This is a genomic window from Mesorhizobium sp. M0571 (genome assembly GCF_040320985.1).
Taxonomy (GTDB): Bacteria; Pseudomonadota; Alphaproteobacteria; order Rhizobiales; family Rhizobiaceae; genus Mesorhizobium.
Genome location: NZ_JAMYQT010000030.1, coordinates 39,152 through 55,171, shown reverse-complemented (window position 1 = coordinate 55,171; position 16,020 = coordinate 39,152). Strand labels below are relative to the sequence as shown.

The window sequence follows — 16,020 nt, the reverse complement described above, 5'->3', positions numbered from 1 at the left end:
TCGGCTGAAGGCTGCCCGCCTGATTGGCTTCCCTCAGCGCCGTCACCACCGATAGCGAGGAATAGAGCGCTGGTACGCCCTTCGGATCGAATCGTCCTCGGCGACGAAGCAGGCTATTTCGAGTTCTGCCCCGTTTGTGGCCAGACGTTCGACAAGCGAAACGTTAGTGAGGTGCTGTATCACTATCTTCCCGACCATGAGCCGTTGAACTCAACGGACAGGTAACCAGCCTTCGACGGATGATTCCGGCATCCAAGATCGTGATCGGCCCTCAACCCGCGCCGGTGCTACGAATCTGCCCCCGAGACCACCTTTCCCCACATTCTTTTGACGCCATGCGTCGGCTTGGCAAGTGTGATGAGTGCCATTCGACGCACACCTGGTCTGTCCTTGTCAGGATCGCTGCGATTGTAGCTGAAGATCACGTCGGACCCCGCAATGCCTGAAATACGCATCGGAACGATCTACACATTGCGCCCTAGTCTAGGCTGGTAATCCGTCACGGGGTGATCACATAACTACAAATCTGAAACGCTATCGTGCAGATAGCTGCGATCGAAATCGGCACGCCAAACGGCACGACGCCTTTGCGATCCAGATGCTGAACGTAGAGGCGGAAGGCGCCCGCGGGTAGCATGAAGGGGTTCTTCACGATCAGCGCCGTCGCGAGCGCGAAGACCAGCAGCAGCAATGAAAACACGACGAGCCCGTTGCCGCCGATGAGGAAAGAGACGGCCGTCATCAGCTTGACATCACCGGCGCCGATCTTTCGCATAGCCCAGAACGGGAACAGCGCAACAAACAGCAGAAGGCCGGCAAGCGCGCTCAGACCCATGTCCCACCATGACCCGGTCAGGATCGACAGCAACTGCAGCGAGCCCAGCCCAATGCACAAAAGCAGCACCACGTCACGATTGGATATTTTCTGGGTGGTGAAGTCGAGCCAGGCGATCCTTGCAAGCAAAGAAATGGCCAGTCCCTTCAGCAGCAGCGCTGCGGCAAGCAACATGCTACCGCCTTACCGCTCGAGATTCTTTACGCTGGACGACAGCAGCCGCAGATTGTTGGCGATCGTCGGATCGTTGGGCGCCAGTTCGTATGCCCTTAGGAAATTGCTGCGCGCGTCCTGCAGCTTGCCGCGCAGCAGATAGGAATAGCCGACATTGTTGTAATACTCGGGCGTCCCGCCGACCAGCCGGAAGGCCTGGCTATAGGCTCGGTCGGAGAGGTCGAAGCGGCGGATGCGATCGCTACAGGCGGCCAGACCCATCCAGGCACCACCATCATTGGGCGCCAGTTGCGTCGCCTTGTAGAAAAGGGCGCCGGCATTGCCGTAATTTTCCGCGCGGAACTGGTTTTTGGCTTCGGCAACAGCCTGGTCCGAGGCATAATATTCGACGTTGCTGACAGTCTTCAGTCCGTCGAAGGTGTCTCCAAAGGCAGTCAGTTCGACTTTCGCAGGCTCATTGGTGCGAACGACACCCGTGCTGTCCGCCCCATTCGTCTGACAGCCGGAAAGCACAATGACCAGCAGACTGGCTGCGGCGGCAAGGCGAATTGGCCCTGTCATTTCGTCCCCCAAACGAGTTCTCCGACTCAGTATTTCGACCAAAGCATATACCTGCCTAGAAGAAAACACCTTTCATTCGGACGATAATCGGCAGCAGCACAATCATCAAGACAACCGGAAAAACGCAAATCCCCAGCGGGATCATCATCTTGACCGGCAAAGCGTTGCCGCGCTCTTCAGCGCGAAGAATTCTCTTGCTACGCATCTCGTCGCTATAAACGCGCAAAGCGTCCGTGAGGCTGGTGCCAAGTTCTTCCGACTGCCGGAACAGTATCGACAGCGCCCGCGCCTCCTCAAGGCCAAGACGATCCGAGAGATCTCGAAGACCCTCGCGCAGCGGTTTGCCGGCGCGCAGTTGCAGATTCATGATCGCAAGCTGGATGCCGAGCCATTTGTGGGTGCCGGCAAGTTCCTGACTGACACGCTCGACTGCCGCTTCCAGGCTCATGCCTGCGTCGGCGCAGGTGATCATCATGTCCATGAAGTCGGGAAAGCCGCGACGATAGGTTTCCTTCTGCGCATTTTCGAAGCGATCCAGGGCGATGCTGGGAACGACGAGGCAAGCGAGGCCAAACAATGCAGCAGCTGCGAATGTCAGAAAACCTGGTATTTGCGGCGGCACCACTGCAACCAACCCGGTGTATGATCCCAGAAAGCCGATAGCGACAGCGCCGAAACGCGACAAGGTATACATAAGAGGCGCGCTCGCTTGATAGAATCCTGCGCGAAAGAGCTTTGCTTCCAGAGCATCCGGCTCACTGCGTTCCTTTTCCATCGATCGGAAATAAGCATCGACCGGACGTTGCGCCGCAATCTTGGCAAGCTGTTCCTGCCCAAGAAGGGACCGGCGGTCGGCAATCCCCTCGGAACGCAAGCTTTGCGCCACCAGTTTCCGGGTCTGAAGCGCAGGCATAAAGGTGAACGCACCGAACAAGAATAGCGCTGCCGTGGCCAGGAAAACAGCGACGGAAACCAATAGGCCCAGACCCTGAATGTTCGAAAACAGGCCCATGTCCCGCTCCGGTCAGAAATCGAAGTTCACCATGCGATACATGATGATATCACCCAACAGCGCCCACAGACCGAAGATCAGGAATGCGGGCATGACGAGCGGGTTGTTCCATATGTCGCCGTAATAGCTCGGTGCAATGATCATGAGCAGACCGAACATGACGAGCGGAAAGAGGGAAATGATCCATGCGGACATTCGTCCCTCGGCCGAGAGCGCCCTGATTTTCATCCGTAATTTCCCCCTCTCGCGCAGCACCGATGAGAGGTTCGACAGGATCTCAGTGAGGTTTCCGCCTGTCTTGGCCTGGATGGAGAGCGATACCGAAAGCAGATGGAGACCTTCAAACCCCACACGTTGCGATAACTTCCGTACTGCCTGTTCAAGGCTGAGACCAAAGGTGATTTCGTCGGAAACAATACCGAATTCGGTGCCGAGCGGGTCAGGCATTTCACGCGCGACAAGGGCGATGGCAACTGTCGTCGGGTGACCGGCACGCAAGGAACGCACGATCATGTCGAGCGCATCGGGAAGCTGGGCAGCGAATTTCAAGATACGTTTATTGCGTGCGCGTCGAAGGACGAGAAGCGGCAGCGCAAATCCTACCAACAGAAAAGCGATCAGCGCCACGACGATGGAAAAGCCAAGAAGCAATGGCAGCACCAGCGCGAGCACCAGCCCGGCAAGGAGGTACATAGCGGCGAAAGCCAGCGGATTACCGGTGATGCCGGATTGTGTGTAGAGCCGGTTCAACACGACCATGCCAAAGATATAATCGCCCGAATCGGTCAGCCCACGTTCGCGCAGCAAGCCTTGCAGGGTCTTTTCGGCAGGTGCCTCCTCCGCCAGGCGCGCCAGACGTCGGTTGATCGTACCGGCTCGAAAGCGCCGGGAGGCGTAAGACATATAAAGGGATTCGGCGGCAAGGATCATCGACGCTGCTGCAAGCACATAGATGAAGTAGAGCAAAGTCTGACCGGTCGGCATCAAAGCGGAACCTGCGGGTTGAAGGCATCCTTGGCGAAGTGGTGGCCAAGCGTCGCCGCTTCCTGGGCAAAGCGCGGGCGAACACCGGTGGCGCGAAAGTCGCCGACGATCTGGCCTTCCGCTGTCGAATCCCGGCGAACGAAATGGTAGATTTCCTGGAGCTGGACGACGTTGCCTTCCATACCGGTGAGTTCCGAGATGGAAACGACCCGCCTGCCGCCATCGGAGAGGCGTTGCGTCTGCACAATGATGTCGATGGCCGACGCAATCTGGGCCCGGATGGATTCGTGGGTCATCGGCATGCCCGCCATGCCGACCATCTGTTCCAGCCGCGATATCGCATCGCGCGGCGTGTTGGCATGGATGGTGGTCATCGAACCTTCATGGCCGGTGTTCATCGCCTGCAGCATGTCGAAGGCTTCCTCGCCACGAACCTCGCCAACTATGATGCGGTCCGGCCGCATGCGAAGCGCATTCTTCAGCAACTCGCGTTGACGGACCTCGCCCTTGCCCTCGACATTGGGCGGGCGCGTCTCGAGACGGCCAACATGCGGTTGCTGCAATTGCAGTTCCGCCGCGTCCTCGATGGTGATCAGCCGCTCCTTGGCCGGGATGTAGCTCGACAGAGCATTGAGCAGGGTCGTCTTGCCGCTGCCGGTGCCGCCCGAAACCAGAATCGATTTGCGTACCTGCACGGCGATCCGCAGCAGGTCGATCATCGGCTGGCGGATCGAATTGAATGCCATCAGGCGTTCGAGCGAATAGGGGTTCTTGGAGAATTTCCGGATCGACACCAGCGGGCCGTCGACCGAGATCGGCCGCACCGCAATGTTGACGCGCGAGCCATCTGCCAGGCGCGCGTCCACCATCGGCGCCGATTCATCGACGCGCCGACCGATGGCCGAAACAATCTTGTTGATGACACGCAGCAGATGTGTTTCGTCACGGAAGCGGATCGAGGTTTCCTCAAGCACGCCGCGCCGCTCGATGAAAACGCGGTTGTGGGTGTTGATCAATATGTCAGCAATCGAGTCATCCTTGAGCAGCGGTTCGATCGGCCCGAGCCCGAGCATCTCGTCGGCGGTGTCGCTGGTCAGTTGATCGAGTTCGCGCGCGTTCAGGGGCACGTTTCGACTGCGGACGAATTCGCGCACGATCGGCCGGATCTCATTCAGGATCTCGCCCTTGGACGCTGTTTCGAGGACGGCGAGATTGAAACGGTCGATCAGGTGACGATGGAGATCGACCTTGAGTGTGAGGAAATCGTTGCCATGCGGCGCGAGATCGGAGGCTGGGGACGCCGGGGCAATAGGCAACACGGCCACCGGCTCGGCCCTTGGCTCGACCCGCGGCTCGCTTGGCCCCTTCATGAAACGGCCCAACATGGTGCTTCTTCCCCGTTAGATCCCCATCGTGAAACTAAGCGTTAACCACGGATGGCACAAGCGCCAGCCGCGCACCATGCAATTAATACTTCAGACGTAGTTAAGGTCCAGGATCAGAAACACGACCTTTATTTGGTCAGCGGCGCTGTCCTAAATGGAACACGAGCTACTCGCTTTTCAATGCATAGTGCGTTTTTATCACAAAGGCGTCATGGAACCCACTTAAGGCTTTAGACATAAAGGAATATGCACTATCGCTAATGCTGCCTCACTTCCGCCATACCCGCGGCCAGATTGTGAACGAATGGTTAAGAGGGGTTGAAAATTCAGCCGAATCAAGGTCTTGATTAGCGTTCGAGCGGAAATATTCTGGCGTGGCCATGTAGCGGCAATGTATATGAGAGTTAAGGAACCGTTAATCCCATTTGACTCTGGTTTTCGTCGGGACTTTGATCGAGATGACGGGGGATGCTCAGGTATGGATTTCATCCTTGGCACGTCTCGTCGGGTTTGAGCCTCCAAAGGGAGAAATTGGCATGAAGAAGCTCATGACGATGGCCCGGCAGTTCCGCGACGACCAAAACGGCGCTGCCATGGTCGAATATTCCATCCTGGTCGGCATCATCGCCGGCGCCGCGATTCTCATCATCGTCGGCATAGGACTGTGGGTGAACGGCCGGTTTACTGGCCTCTGTACCACTCTCAATGCCAGCGGCATCGGCACCTGCGGTGCGGGCGTAGGAAGCTAATCAAAATGCTTAATTTTCAGGTCCGGATTTCGATCCGGGCCTGAATCCAATCGCGGCGGGCGAATTCCCGCCGTTGGGGTTTGGGGCTTGGGCTATGCGCGCCAATACACTTGTCATGATCATCCTCGCCGGCGTGTTCGGTGTGCTTGCGGTGGTTCTCATCAATATCTGGCTGGCCAGCCAGCGCAGCGCCATGGCAGAAGCGAACGGTGTCCAGCGCGATACGGTCGTGGTGGCGGCGGTGGGGCTGAAGTTCGGCGACACTTTGACCGCCGACAAGCTGCGAGAAATCGCATGGCCGGCGGGCGCGGTTCCGTCCGGCGCTTTCAAGACGACAAAGGATTTAATGGCCGGCGAAGGCTCGAAGCAGGCGCTGCAGGCGATCGGCGCCAATGAGCCGGTTCTCGCAACCAAGATCACCGGCCCCGGCCAGCGCGCAACGCTTTCGGCAGTGCTCGGCGAAGGCATGAAGGCTGTTTCCATCAGGGTCAACGACGTGCTTGGCGTTGCCGGATTTGTCTTTCCCGGCGATCGGGTCGACGTGCTTTTGACGCGCACGGTGCGCAGCGAAGAAGGTCCTGACAAGAGTTTTGTCGACGTACTCCTGCAGAGCATGAAGGTGCTCGCTGTCGACCAGGTCGCCGATGAGACCAAAGACAGCCCGACGGTGGTGAAAGCGGTGACGCTTGAAGTCAGCACCAAGGACGCGCAGAAGCTAACCCTAGCTGCCGGCGCCGGCCAGTTGTCGCTGGCGCTTCGCCAGGCAGCCGCCAGCAAGGGCGAGACGACGGAACGCGTCACGCTTTCGGACCTGACCGGCGACACGCCGGCCGACGTTGCGGCCAGGCAGGCCGAGCTCGCCAAGCAGGCGGCGGTCGCGGCTGCTGCCGCAGCCGAACGCAAACGTGCTGACGACAGGATCGACGGGCTGACCCAGGCCGTGGAGAAGGTGGGAAGCCGCCTTGACGAACTGGGCAAGGTAAAGCCGGCCCCGGCCGTGGCTTCAGCACCCGAAGTGCAAGAAGTCGTTAAGGAAGTGATAAAATATGTGCAGCCGGAGCCACCTGCGCGGGCTACGGTCGGTGTGTTTCGAGGCGTGAAGCTCGAGACATATGATGTCCCGCGACAAAAGTAACACCGCTATTAGGCGTCGAATCAGCCGGCAAGGGGGGTAGCGTAGATGCGTATGTTCTGGGGACCACTGGCGGCAGCCGCACTGGCCTGTTCTGCGGCGCTATTGCCTTTTAGCCCCGCGGCTCATGCGGCCGATCGCAGGATCGACGTGTCGAACCCCAGCGTCCACCGTATCTTCCTTCCGATGTCGCAGTCGGTGACGATCCAGGTGAATGCCACCCTTGGCGATATCGTCGTCGCCGACGAGAAGATCGCCGATGCCCAGCCGATGACCGACAAGACGCTCTATGTCATCGCCAAGGGCGCCGGCACCACAACGGTCAATCTCTTTTCCGAGGACAAACGCTCGCTCGGCGTGATCCAGATCGAAGTCGGCGTCGACGTCAACGACATGGCGCAGGCGATCCGGCAAGTGGCGCCCAGATCACGGATCGAAATCGGCTCGGTCAACGGTAAGGTCAGGCTTGCCGGTCACGTCAAGGATGGCGCGACGCTGGCGTCGGTCCTCGAGGTGGCGCAGCAATATGGACCCGACGCCATCATCAACTCCGTCATCGTCGACGATAGCCAGCAGGTCAACCTGGAAGTGCGCGTGCTGGAGGCCAAGCGCAATGCGGGTCGCGACCTTGGGGTGTCGATCAGGAGCACCAACAACAGCGGAACGACCCGCACCGGAACCGGCATTGCCGCCGCCGATGAGGACGGAGTGGTCCTTGGACCAGGCAATCTGCTGACCGGCCTCCTGTCGAACACCAATCCGTTCGCAGCGTTGATCACCCGCGTCATCGACAGCAACATCAAGGTCGACCTGATCATCGAGGCGCTTGAAGCCAAGGGCGTGGTGCGCATGCTGGCCGAACCCAATCTCACCACACTTTCCGGCGAGCCGGCCAGCTTCAACGCCGGCGGTGAAGTACCCATCCGCACCGTCGACAGTGATGGCGAGATCAGCATCGTGTACAAGCAGTTCGGCGTCAATCTGCTGTTCACGCCGATCGTGCTCGCCGACGACAAAATCCATATCAAGCTTGCGCCGGAAGTGAGCGACCTAACCGGCTTCACCCCCGCTGGCGACCCGATATTCACCAACCGCAAGCTCGCGACCGTCATCGAATTGCGCGACGGCCAGAGCTTCGCCGTCGGCGGGCTTTTGTCGAGCAAGAACAGCAAGATCCAGAGACAGGTGCCGTGGCTCGCCCAGGTGCCGATCGTGGGCGCGATTTTCCGAAATTCGAGCAACCAGAAAGAAGAGACCGAGCTTGTCGTCATCGTCACACCGCATATCGTGCGCCCGACAAAGCCCGGCGAGCAACTGGCGACGCCGCTCGACAAGACGCGGCCCGCCAACGACCCCGAGTTTTTCGTGCTTGGCCAGCTGGAAGTAACCAAGGACATGGTTCGCAAATATGAACTGGGCGAAGGCGTCGTGGGGCCCTATGGCCACATGCTCGACCTGAAATCAAAGGACAAGATGCTCTATGTCAAGAAATAGAACCTTGATCCTCTTTTTGTGTGCCGGCGCGCTGACGGGCTGCGCCGACTATCTGAACCGGTACGACACGATGACCTTGGCCGCCGGCAACACGCAGAAATACAATTCGCTTCTGCAGACCGTCGATCCGCTCAATCCGGCCTCGAAAAATACAACCATCGAAGGCGACGGCGCGCGCGCTGCCGCTGTTGCCCAGAGCTACAAATTTTCACCACCGCCGCCGCCGCCGCCGGCCATCACGGTCAATGTCGGCAATACCGGGAAATGAACAGAAGGATGCGGTTTCAGCGCGCCAGGCAAAACGAGGAAACCTAGCGCCATAGAACAGAGAGTAAGGTCATGTTGCGGACCATTCGTGCGTTCTGGGGCGATGAGCGGGGAATAGCGATGATACTCGTCGCCATCATGCTGCCGGTGATCGTCGGCTTTGCTCTGCTGGTGATCGACATGTCTCGGGCCAACAGCCTGCACAACGACCTGCAGAAGGGCGCCGATGCCTTCGCGCTGGCCACCTCAGCGGAGCTTGACGGCAAGTCGGACGCCATCATTCGAGGCGATCGCGCTCTTTCTACGCTTGTCTTCAATTCCTATCATTTCGCACAGCCACTTGCCGGCGATCCGCCTGGCGCGAAAGCGCTAGCAGCAGCCGGCGTGACAAGGCGGTATCTCCGTTCAATCCCGGCTGACGACAGCCTGCCGATAGCCGCAGGCGATGTGATCACCGACGAGGTTGGCGATGCTACCGACGCGAAGTTTGTTGAGGTGACCGTCACGCCGGTCGGTTTCGCGACGATATTCCCCGCCACTTTTGTTGGTAGCGCAACAAACGGCTTCAGTGTCGGTGCGGTTTCGATCGCAGGGTTCAAGAGTGCCGTTTGCCACTTCACACCGGTATTTATGTGCAACCCATACGAACTCGCACCGGGCGGCGTAACCCTGCAGCAAGCCGCAGCCGATCCGAACCTGCGCCGCCGACTGATCGAACTCCGCAAAGTCGGGAATGGTGCCGCCGCGGGACCGGGTAATTTCGGTTTCCTAGAGCCTCCCCAAGGCGTCGGCAACGGTGCGCAGGCGCTTGCCCAAACCATTGCGACTTCAAACCCGATAGGTTGCTATGGAAACAACAACGTCACCTCCAAAACCGGGCAGAACGCAGGCCCAGTACAGGACGCCTTCAACGTCCGGTTTGGTATAAAGACCACCGGCGGTCACTTCAACACTCCCGAATACGGTCCTGCCGCCAACGTGCGAAAGGGTGCGATAAAGACCCAAGGGAGTGCGAACCAGTGTCCCAGCTTTAACCAGTTGACCTTCAACCTGCCTGGAACAATGGGACTACCGCGAGACGCCGGTGTTACGCCGAACACAAACAACCGGGTGGGTGATGGCAACTGGAATCTGAACACTTACTGGAGTACCAACTTCGGGACGACCTCGAAACCGGCCGCATGGGCCACGACCAAGCCGACACGGTATGAGGTCTATCGCTACGAAATATCGGCCGGTCTGGCAGGGACTGCGTCGACCGGTGGGGAGAAGGGAACACCGCCCTCCCAATGCCAGTCCCCCATAACAACTGTCGATCGCCGCCTGATTTATGGTGCAATTCTTAACTGCAAAGCATTGACAGATGCCGGGAATGATTTGTCAGGCCATAGCGAGAATCTTCCCGTTGAATCGTTCGCCAGCTTCTTCCTGACCGAGCCCGTCTTATCGGCATCGGACGATGCCTCCGTCATGGTCGAGTTGGTCGATATCGCCGCAGGCGGACAGGGAACACTTGACAATTTCGTGCGTGACGAACCGCAGCTTTACAGGTGATGTGGTGTTGACGGCGTTGATGTCGATTTTCCGCAAGTTTGGTCGCGAGGAGCGAGGCACGGTTCTCGTCGAAATGACGCTGATCACTCCATTGATGATCAGCCTTTCGGCGGGCGTCTTCGAGTTTGGCAATCTTCTCCATCAGAAGCTGCTGATCGAAGCCGGCCTCAATGACGGAGCTCGCTACGCCGCGCGCTGCAATGCGCCATTTTATAATCCGATAGTCAATCCGGACGTGGACTGTGCGGCCTATGCGCAGAACATCGCCGCGACAGGATCCTACAACTGCAATGGAAATTGCAATGTTGCAAGCCGGGTCATGGGTTGGCTGCCGGGGACTGTCACGGTCGATCTCAATCACCTCGTCATACCGGTGATTACCGACCCTAATAGTGGCTTGGCGAACTACCATAGCACGACAGCCAATGTCCGGGTGGTCCGGCTGGAAACCTCTTTCACTTATACCGGGGCGTCCTTGCTCAACTACCTTGGCCTGGGGCCTATCACCTTTTCCGCCGCCCACGAAGAACGCTATGTCGGGTGGTGAGATGCGCGCGTTGGGCAGATTCAGGAAAGAGCAGGCTGGCGCCGTGATGGTGGAGTTTGCCATCTGCATGACTCTGCTCCTGACGTTGACTCTCGGCTTCGTGGACTTCGGATATGCCTGGTACCAATGGAACGCCGCGACCAAGGCCGTCGAAATCGGGGCGCGCATGGCTTCGATTTCGGCGCCGATTGCGCCAACGATTGCGGCAGCAGGAACCGCGACAACGCCAGGCGATCCGATTCCTGCAGGCAACTACGACTACACATGCAACGGCGCCACGAGCGCATGCAGTTGCATCGGCACTGGTTGCGTGGCCGGAACTTTTACTGCCGCGAACTTCAATCGCATTTTTCGCGGCGACGCGACGGGCGTCGGCACCTGCCCGCCGCTTACTGCGGGGCAACGGCCGGGCATGTGTCATTTCTTTCCAATGCTTCAGCCCGCCAATGTGGTCGTCAGATATACAGCCACCGGGCTTGGCTACCTAACCCGGCCGGGCGGACCGGTGCCGACAATAACCGTCAGCTTGCAGAACGTGACTTTCCAATTCTTCTTCCTCGGCGGGCTGCTCGGATTCGGAAACATCACCATGCCCTCCATGCTGAGCACGGTCACGGGCGAAGACCTGAAGAGCACCTATCCATGAACGCCATCAACACCAAGGTTTCTCCGACCAAACGAAAGCAGGTTGCACTGTTCTCGTCGGATCCGCAGTTCAAGCGCGAGGTGGCAACGCGGCTCGACGCGCTGGCTATCTACGATGTCCGGGTTTCGGAGACGGGTGACTTCCTCAAGGGCCCGCCCCCCGAGACGCGCCCAGGCATCGTCATTCTGGACCTTGGCAATGGCGAGCTGCTCGATAATGTGGGAATAGTCGCGGCGCGCGCCTTGTGGGCAACCGTGCCGCTGATCGCGGTCTCCGGCGAATTGACCTCCGAGCAGACGCGCATCCTGGTCCGCATGAACGCCTCGGACTGGCTGCACAAGCCGCTCGACGCCAAGGAGCTGCTGAACGCGGTCACCTTCCACGACACCGGCAACCAGGGCACCAAGAGCCGGATCATCACCTTCATCAGCGCCAGCGGCGGCGCCGGTGCAACGACGCTTGCCCTGTCGGCGGCGGAATTCCTGGCGTCGAAATCCACCGAACGGGCGGCTTCGACTTGCCTCGTCGACCTCGATTTCCAGAGCGCCAATTGCGGCGCTTATCTCAACCTGTTCAACCAGTTCGACCTGGCTGGGATCATCGGCCAGCCGGAAAGGCTCGATGTCGAGCTGATGGATGTCATCAAGCTTTCGCGTCCGTCCGGCCTGACGCTCTATGCCTTCGAGAGACCGCAATTGCCGTTCGAGCGGCAGGGCGCCGATTTCGTGTTTCGGCTACTGGACCTCGTCGCCTATAGGTTCGACGACATCGTCATCGACCTGCCGAACATCGAAACCCCCTGGCAGAATTCCGTGCTTTCGACGAGCGACGAGATCTTCATCGTCTTCGAACTGAACGTCGCCTCGCTGCGGCAGGGCAAGCGGCTCTACAAGAAGATCCGCGAGCTGCGCGGCAATGCGGTGAGCATCACCCTGGTCGCCAACAAGCACAAGCGCAAATGGTTCGGGAACCATTTCTCGCGCAGCGAACTCGAGAAGATATTCAAGGCGCCGCACATCAAGTCGGTCAGCCTGGACAATGCGCTGCTGACCGACGCGCTGAACCGGGCCATCCTGCCTTCCGAAGTGGACGGGCGGGCGCGCTTCAACAAGGATCTGAAGCGGATGTTCAAAGAGCGGCTCGATGATGCTGCCCGCTAGATATCGCATCGTTGCGACCGGCGTTTGCGCATTGGGGCTGGTGCTTGCGCTGTCGGCCTCGGATTTCGCCCATGCGCGATCCCGAGCCTTGGGGCGCCCGCCGCTGCCGGCGATGGGCCCCAGTCTACGTAAGACGGTTGCCCTGAAAACCACGGAACGGCCCGGAACGATCATCATCCGCAAGGATGAGAAGGCACTTTATCTGGTGACCCGACAAGGCCAAGCGCTGCGCTACCAGATCAGCGTCGGGCGGGACGGATTTGGCTGGACGGGCATCGTCAAGGTGGGATCCAAGACGGAGTGGCCACAGTGGCGCCCGCCCAGGGAAATGCGTGCCCGCCAGCCGGATCTGCCCGAAATGGTGCCCGCCGGTCCTTATAATCCGCTCGGCGCAAGGGCTCTCTACCTGTCGCGCGACGGGCGCGACACGCTCTACCGCATACACGGCACCAACGATCCTTCGGGCGTCGGCTTCAATGGAACATCGGGTTGTTTTCGGCTTACCAACACCGATGTCATCGATCTCTTCAAACGCGTCTCGGTCGGCGCAAAGGTGGTGGTTCAATGACAATGATCAGCGACCCGGATATACCGGCGATCGCCATTGGGCCGGCAGCCCACACGCGAGAGCAAGCTGTCATAGGCAAGGCCAGCAATGCAAGGACGATCGGCGTTGTCGCCGCCGCGGTCTTGCTGATCACGGCGGTGAACATAACAGCCGCCATCTATCTCTACCGCGGCATCAACGACCTGCGCTTTGTCGAAGGGCGGCTGGAACAGCTCGGATCTTTCGAGCAGCGGATCGCAGGCCGGCTCGATACGGTCAACAACGGTTTTCAAAGCCGGTTTGAAAGGCTGGACAGTCAACTGCAGAGTAGCTTCAGGCAGATCAATGGCGGTATTGCCCGACTTGAACAGAACCTGCCCCTGGCCAATGACAACGTGTCGAGCGTAGCGGAGCCTTCCGTGATCGCGACCAACACCATGGCGGAAGCGCCGAGCGACGTCGACGGTGAAGAAGCGACCGAGCCCAGGATCGTCGAAGTGCCACGCCCTCCCAAAAAGAGGATCGGGGCAGCGCTGCTCCCTGCCCCCAGCTCTTCCTACCAGCGCATAGAGCAACCCGACGGCAAGGTCTATTACCGCAAAATCAACTGAGCAGGCGTCAAGGGAGCTATTTCTGCGTTATTGCGAGGGCGGCCCGCCTAGAGATCCCGTTGCAGAGCCAAGATGCTGGTTGCCAGGCCTTCGGAACGCTGTCCGGTTTCGTGAAGGAACGCAAAATGACAGTACGCGCATGCTGCCGCACCCAGAAGCATCACCACACTGTTCTCCCAGGTGAATCGAGCACCAGCGAAAATTGAGCGCCACGAGGCGCGGTGAATGCCGCAATCGTGCTGGCGGTCTCCGAGTGACTGCTGACGGCCATCATCAGCCCTGCGAAAAGCAGGGCGAGGTGATTAGCAAGAAAGTAGAAAGCGGCTGACCTTCTCGCCTGGCAAGCCATCCAGCAAAGGGCCGCCGCGGCAGCCAGGATAGTGCCATCAAGGGGCATTGAGCCACCAAGATAAAGGTCGACCTGCTGCCAGAACATCGTCGCAAGCGGACGCAGTTCCAGCCAGATCCGCCACATTGGGGAACTGGCCGGATAGACCCCCAGCAAAAAGGTCGCGCCTCTCTCCGCCGCCAGGACCAGGAGCATGAGAGCCGGAAAGGCAAAAAGCAGGATCGGCTTGCGGTTCATGTCCCCTCGACAATCGACCAGCAGGATAAGCTGCAAAAGATTGCCTGAGACTTAACGGAAGGCGCGCTCCTGCCGAGCGAGCTTTAGCTAGCTGCCCGTTTATGTGCCATTTTTGTTACATTTTCGAAACTTGTCGCCCCCAATCAGAGCTTTAGCCGGCCCTAAAACAATATCCACTCACATATTTTCAAGAATTATCGAATAATCTGTCAAAGCTCGGGGAGACATTCATCCGCCTCGATCAGGAAGCCCTGATCAAAGTGACCGCCTGCGACGTCTCTATTTTCGGCGGCATCGAGAGAAAGGTACCTAACATCACGGCAGACAGCCTAGGCGACCAGAACCGGAGAACCCTATTACCCAGTGCGTGTAGCGACGGACAGATCGACGCTCGAACGAGACGGCAAGGCTTACTCGATCATTCCGGGTTTGATCTGCTCGGTCGACATCAAGACCGGTCGAAAGACAATCCTGAATTACCTGCTCAAACCTACCAACAAGGCGCATTAGGAGGCGATGAGTGAGCGATAGCGCCTCTCCTTCCGGCAATCGTAATCGGCTACTTTTAACGATCACTCGAGAGGATTTCGGGCTGGAGTTCCGCGTCGTTACGCGCGGCGGCATACGCCGCGGCATTCGTCTGGAAAAGGCTTTCTGGATGTCTCTGAAGCAGATGGCTGAAAGTAGGAAATGCACAATCGGCATGCTGATCGAGGAGATCGCCGAAAGTCCGACCAAGACTGGTAACCTGACCTCGGCGATACGAGTGGCTTGCATAAACCGGCTCGCGGGTGAAAACCTGACCCTACGCAAGCTTGCTTCGATCAGAACGATCAACGCTATATTGCTTGCCTGCCCCTCGCCCGCTTTTGCCTTGGCATCATCGAAGAAGATCCTGACTTTCAATGCCCCGTTCCAGCAACTGGTCATGCGTCAGTTGCCGATCGGACCAAACAATGATTCACGACAAGATCTCAAACTGGCGCTGGATCTCAATGTGGCCGACATTTTCGCCCGGCTCGACGTCAATAGTGAAGTTCCAATCGCCAGCGGCTTTGTCATTAGGGCCGGCGAACGTCGCTACCGAGGTCAATTAAATTTAGTGCGGGCGCCCGTACCCGAACCGGAGTTGCTGATGGCGTTCGTCAACGGCGGCTAAAACTACTAACCCCGCGTTGGTTCCTGACCGGGAAACCTCGCGGTTTCTTGCCGAAAGCTTAGGGTTGCAGACCTTCGCCGGGTGCGACGGTCGCGAGGCTGCCTTTGATGCTTCACCGTATATTGTTGCCAGGGGTTATGTGCCGGTCACGAGGCAAATCAAAGTGCCACAGCGCCGTTGCCCATCCAGGAGGACAGGCAAGCACTGGCAGCTAGCGGCAGGAGATCGCTGCGCGACAAGGCGCGGACTCTCAAGAGAACATCCACAACGGCTGGGCTGCGCGCTTAAGCTGGTTCGCCGCGCTATGAAACAGACTTGCCCGGCCGGTGTGTTGCCAAGCGACCGCCTTATCGCTCCCTATGGCCCCGAGCCGATCCCCAAGCGAAAAGCCTTCGAAAGGTTTGAGCCGATGTCTCCTTGAGTCAGTGCCGCGACGAGCAGTGAGCAGTCGAGTTCCTCCGGGAACAAATCCTTCAAGTCACTCTGAGCTTCCATGCGAAGCGATCTCAGTCTTGCTGTCTTTTCGGCACGTTCGGCACGCTCAGTCTCAGCAATGGCCTTGGCAGACCTGTCGCTACGTCCCAGCCAACACATCTATATGATCCCGCGAAATTCCA

18 protein-coding genes and 1 pseudogene are annotated in these 16,020 nt (G+C 58.8%); 12 read left to right on the top strand and 7 right to left on the bottom strand.

The window, feature by feature from the left end:
• The 6 genes from NKI85_RS27155 to NKI85_RS27130 form a co-directional block, all read right to left on the bottom strand.
• Positions 1-112, bottom strand: a 112-nt coding sequence (locus NKI85_RS27155) for an RES domain-containing protein (protein WP_352778981.1), incomplete at its 3' end; no start/stop codon positions are given.
• Between the two features lie 387 nt (positions 113-499).
• Positions 500-1,009: an A24 family peptidase gene (locus tag NKI85_RS27150; RefSeq protein ID WP_352778976.1), complete on the bottom strand. Its 510-nt coding sequence runs from the start codon at positions 1,007-1,009 to the stop codon at positions 500-502.
• A 9-nt stretch (positions 1,010-1,018) separates the two neighbouring features.
• Positions 1,019-1,570, bottom strand: coding sequence for a tetratricopeptide repeat protein (locus NKI85_RS27145; protein ID WP_352778974.1), 552 nt, complete (start codon positions 1,568-1,570; stop codon positions 1,019-1,021).
• A gap of 55 nt (positions 1,571-1,625) precedes the next feature.
• Positions 1,626-2,582, bottom strand: coding sequence for a type II secretion system F family protein (locus NKI85_RS27140; protein ID WP_352778972.1), 957 nt, complete (start codon positions 2,580-2,582; stop codon positions 1,626-1,628).
• A 12-nt stretch (positions 2,583-2,594) separates the two neighbouring features.
• A complete protein-coding gene (locus tag NKI85_RS27135) occupies positions 2,595-3,566 on the bottom strand; it encodes a type II secretion system F family protein (RefSeq protein WP_352778970.1) in 972 nt (323 codons plus the stop codon).
• Complete coding sequence (locus NKI85_RS27130; protein WP_352778967.1) at positions 3,566-4,951, bottom strand: TadA family conjugal transfer-associated ATPase; 1,386 nt, start codon at positions 4,949-4,951, stop codon at positions 3,566-3,568. The genes NKI85_RS27135 and NKI85_RS27130 overlap by 1 nt, the downstream gene beginning before the upstream one ends.
• Positions 4,952-5,487: 536 nt before the next feature.
• Here NKI85_RS27130 and NKI85_RS27125 point away from each other — a divergent pair.
• From NKI85_RS27125 to NKI85_RS27080, 10 genes are all read left to right on the top strand, one after another.
• Entirely contained in the window at positions 5,488-5,700 is a 213-nt protein-coding gene (locus NKI85_RS27125; protein ID WP_352778965.1) for a Flp family type IVb pilin, read from the top strand.
• A 94-nt stretch (positions 5,701-5,794) separates the two neighbouring features.
• On the top strand, positions 5,795-6,835 hold the full coding sequence (gene cpaB, locus NKI85_RS27120; protein ID WP_352778963.1) for a Flp pilus assembly protein CpaB: 1,041 nt from the start codon (positions 5,795-5,797) through the stop codon (positions 6,833-6,835).
• Between the two features lie 45 nt (positions 6,836-6,880).
• The gene (locus tag NKI85_RS27115) at positions 6,881-8,326 is read left to right on the top strand and encodes a type II and III secretion system protein family protein (protein ID WP_352778960.1); all 1,446 of its coding nucleotides are present in this window, start codon (positions 6,881-6,883) and stop codon (positions 8,324-8,326) included.
• A gap of 4 nt (positions 8,327-8,330) precedes the next feature.
• Positions 8,331-8,594 (top strand): hypothetical protein, encoded by a 264-nt coding sequence (locus NKI85_RS27110; RefSeq protein ID WP_352778958.1) that lies wholly within the window; start codon positions 8,331-8,333, stop codon positions 8,592-8,594.
• Positions 8,595-8,665: 71 nt separating this feature from the next.
• On the top strand, positions 8,666-10,147 hold the full coding sequence (locus NKI85_RS27105; RefSeq protein WP_352778956.1) for a pilus assembly protein TadG-related protein: 1,482 nt from the start codon (positions 8,666-8,668) through the stop codon (positions 10,145-10,147).
• The gene (locus tag NKI85_RS27100) at positions 10,122-10,694 is read left to right on the top strand and encodes a TadE/TadG family type IV pilus assembly protein (protein WP_352778953.1); all 573 of its coding nucleotides are present in this window, start codon (positions 10,122-10,124) and stop codon (positions 10,692-10,694) included. The genes NKI85_RS27105 and NKI85_RS27100 overlap by 26 nt, the downstream gene beginning before the upstream one ends.
• Complete coding sequence (locus NKI85_RS27095) at positions 10,681-11,340, top strand: TadE/TadG family type IV pilus assembly protein (RefSeq protein ID WP_352778951.1); 660 nt, start codon at positions 10,681-10,683, stop codon at positions 11,338-11,340. Before NKI85_RS27100 ends, NKI85_RS27095 begins: the two co-directional genes overlap by 14 nt.
• Entirely contained in the window at positions 11,337-12,500 is a 1,164-nt protein-coding gene (locus tag NKI85_RS27090; protein WP_352778948.1) for a CpaE/TadZ family protein, read from the top strand. The genes NKI85_RS27095 and NKI85_RS27090 overlap by 4 nt, the downstream gene beginning before the upstream one ends.
• Positions 12,484-13,068, top strand: a complete 585-nt coding sequence (locus NKI85_RS27085; RefSeq protein WP_352778946.1) for a L,D-transpeptidase — start codon at positions 12,484-12,486, stop codon at positions 13,066-13,068. Before NKI85_RS27090 ends, NKI85_RS27085 begins: the two co-directional genes overlap by 17 nt.
• A 2-nt stretch (positions 13,069-13,070) precedes the next feature.
• Entirely contained in the window at positions 13,071-13,658 is a 588-nt protein-coding gene (locus NKI85_RS27080; protein ID WP_352778943.1) for a hypothetical protein, read from the top strand.
• A 160-nt stretch (positions 13,659-13,818) separates the two neighbouring features.
• Here the strand turns inward: NKI85_RS27080 and NKI85_RS27075 are convergent, their stop codons facing one another.
• Complete coding sequence (locus tag NKI85_RS27075) at positions 13,819-14,244, bottom strand: hypothetical protein (RefSeq protein ID WP_352778941.1); 426 nt, start codon at positions 14,242-14,244, stop codon at positions 13,819-13,821.
• Positions 14,245-14,471: 227 nt separating this feature from the next.
• Between NKI85_RS27075 and NKI85_RS37970 the strand changes: the two are divergent.
• Both NKI85_RS37970 and NKI85_RS27065 read left to right on the top strand, forming a co-directional pair.
• A pseudogene (locus NKI85_RS37970) lies at positions 14,472-14,754 on the top strand (beta-barrel domain-containing protein); the annotation flags it as partial.
• A gap of 10 nt (positions 14,755-14,764) precedes the next feature.
• On the top strand, positions 14,765-15,403 hold the full coding sequence (locus tag NKI85_RS27065) for a ribbon-helix-helix domain-containing protein (protein ID WP_352778937.1): 639 nt from the start codon (positions 14,765-14,767) through the stop codon (positions 15,401-15,403).
• Positions 15,404-16,020 lie beyond the last annotated feature (617 nt).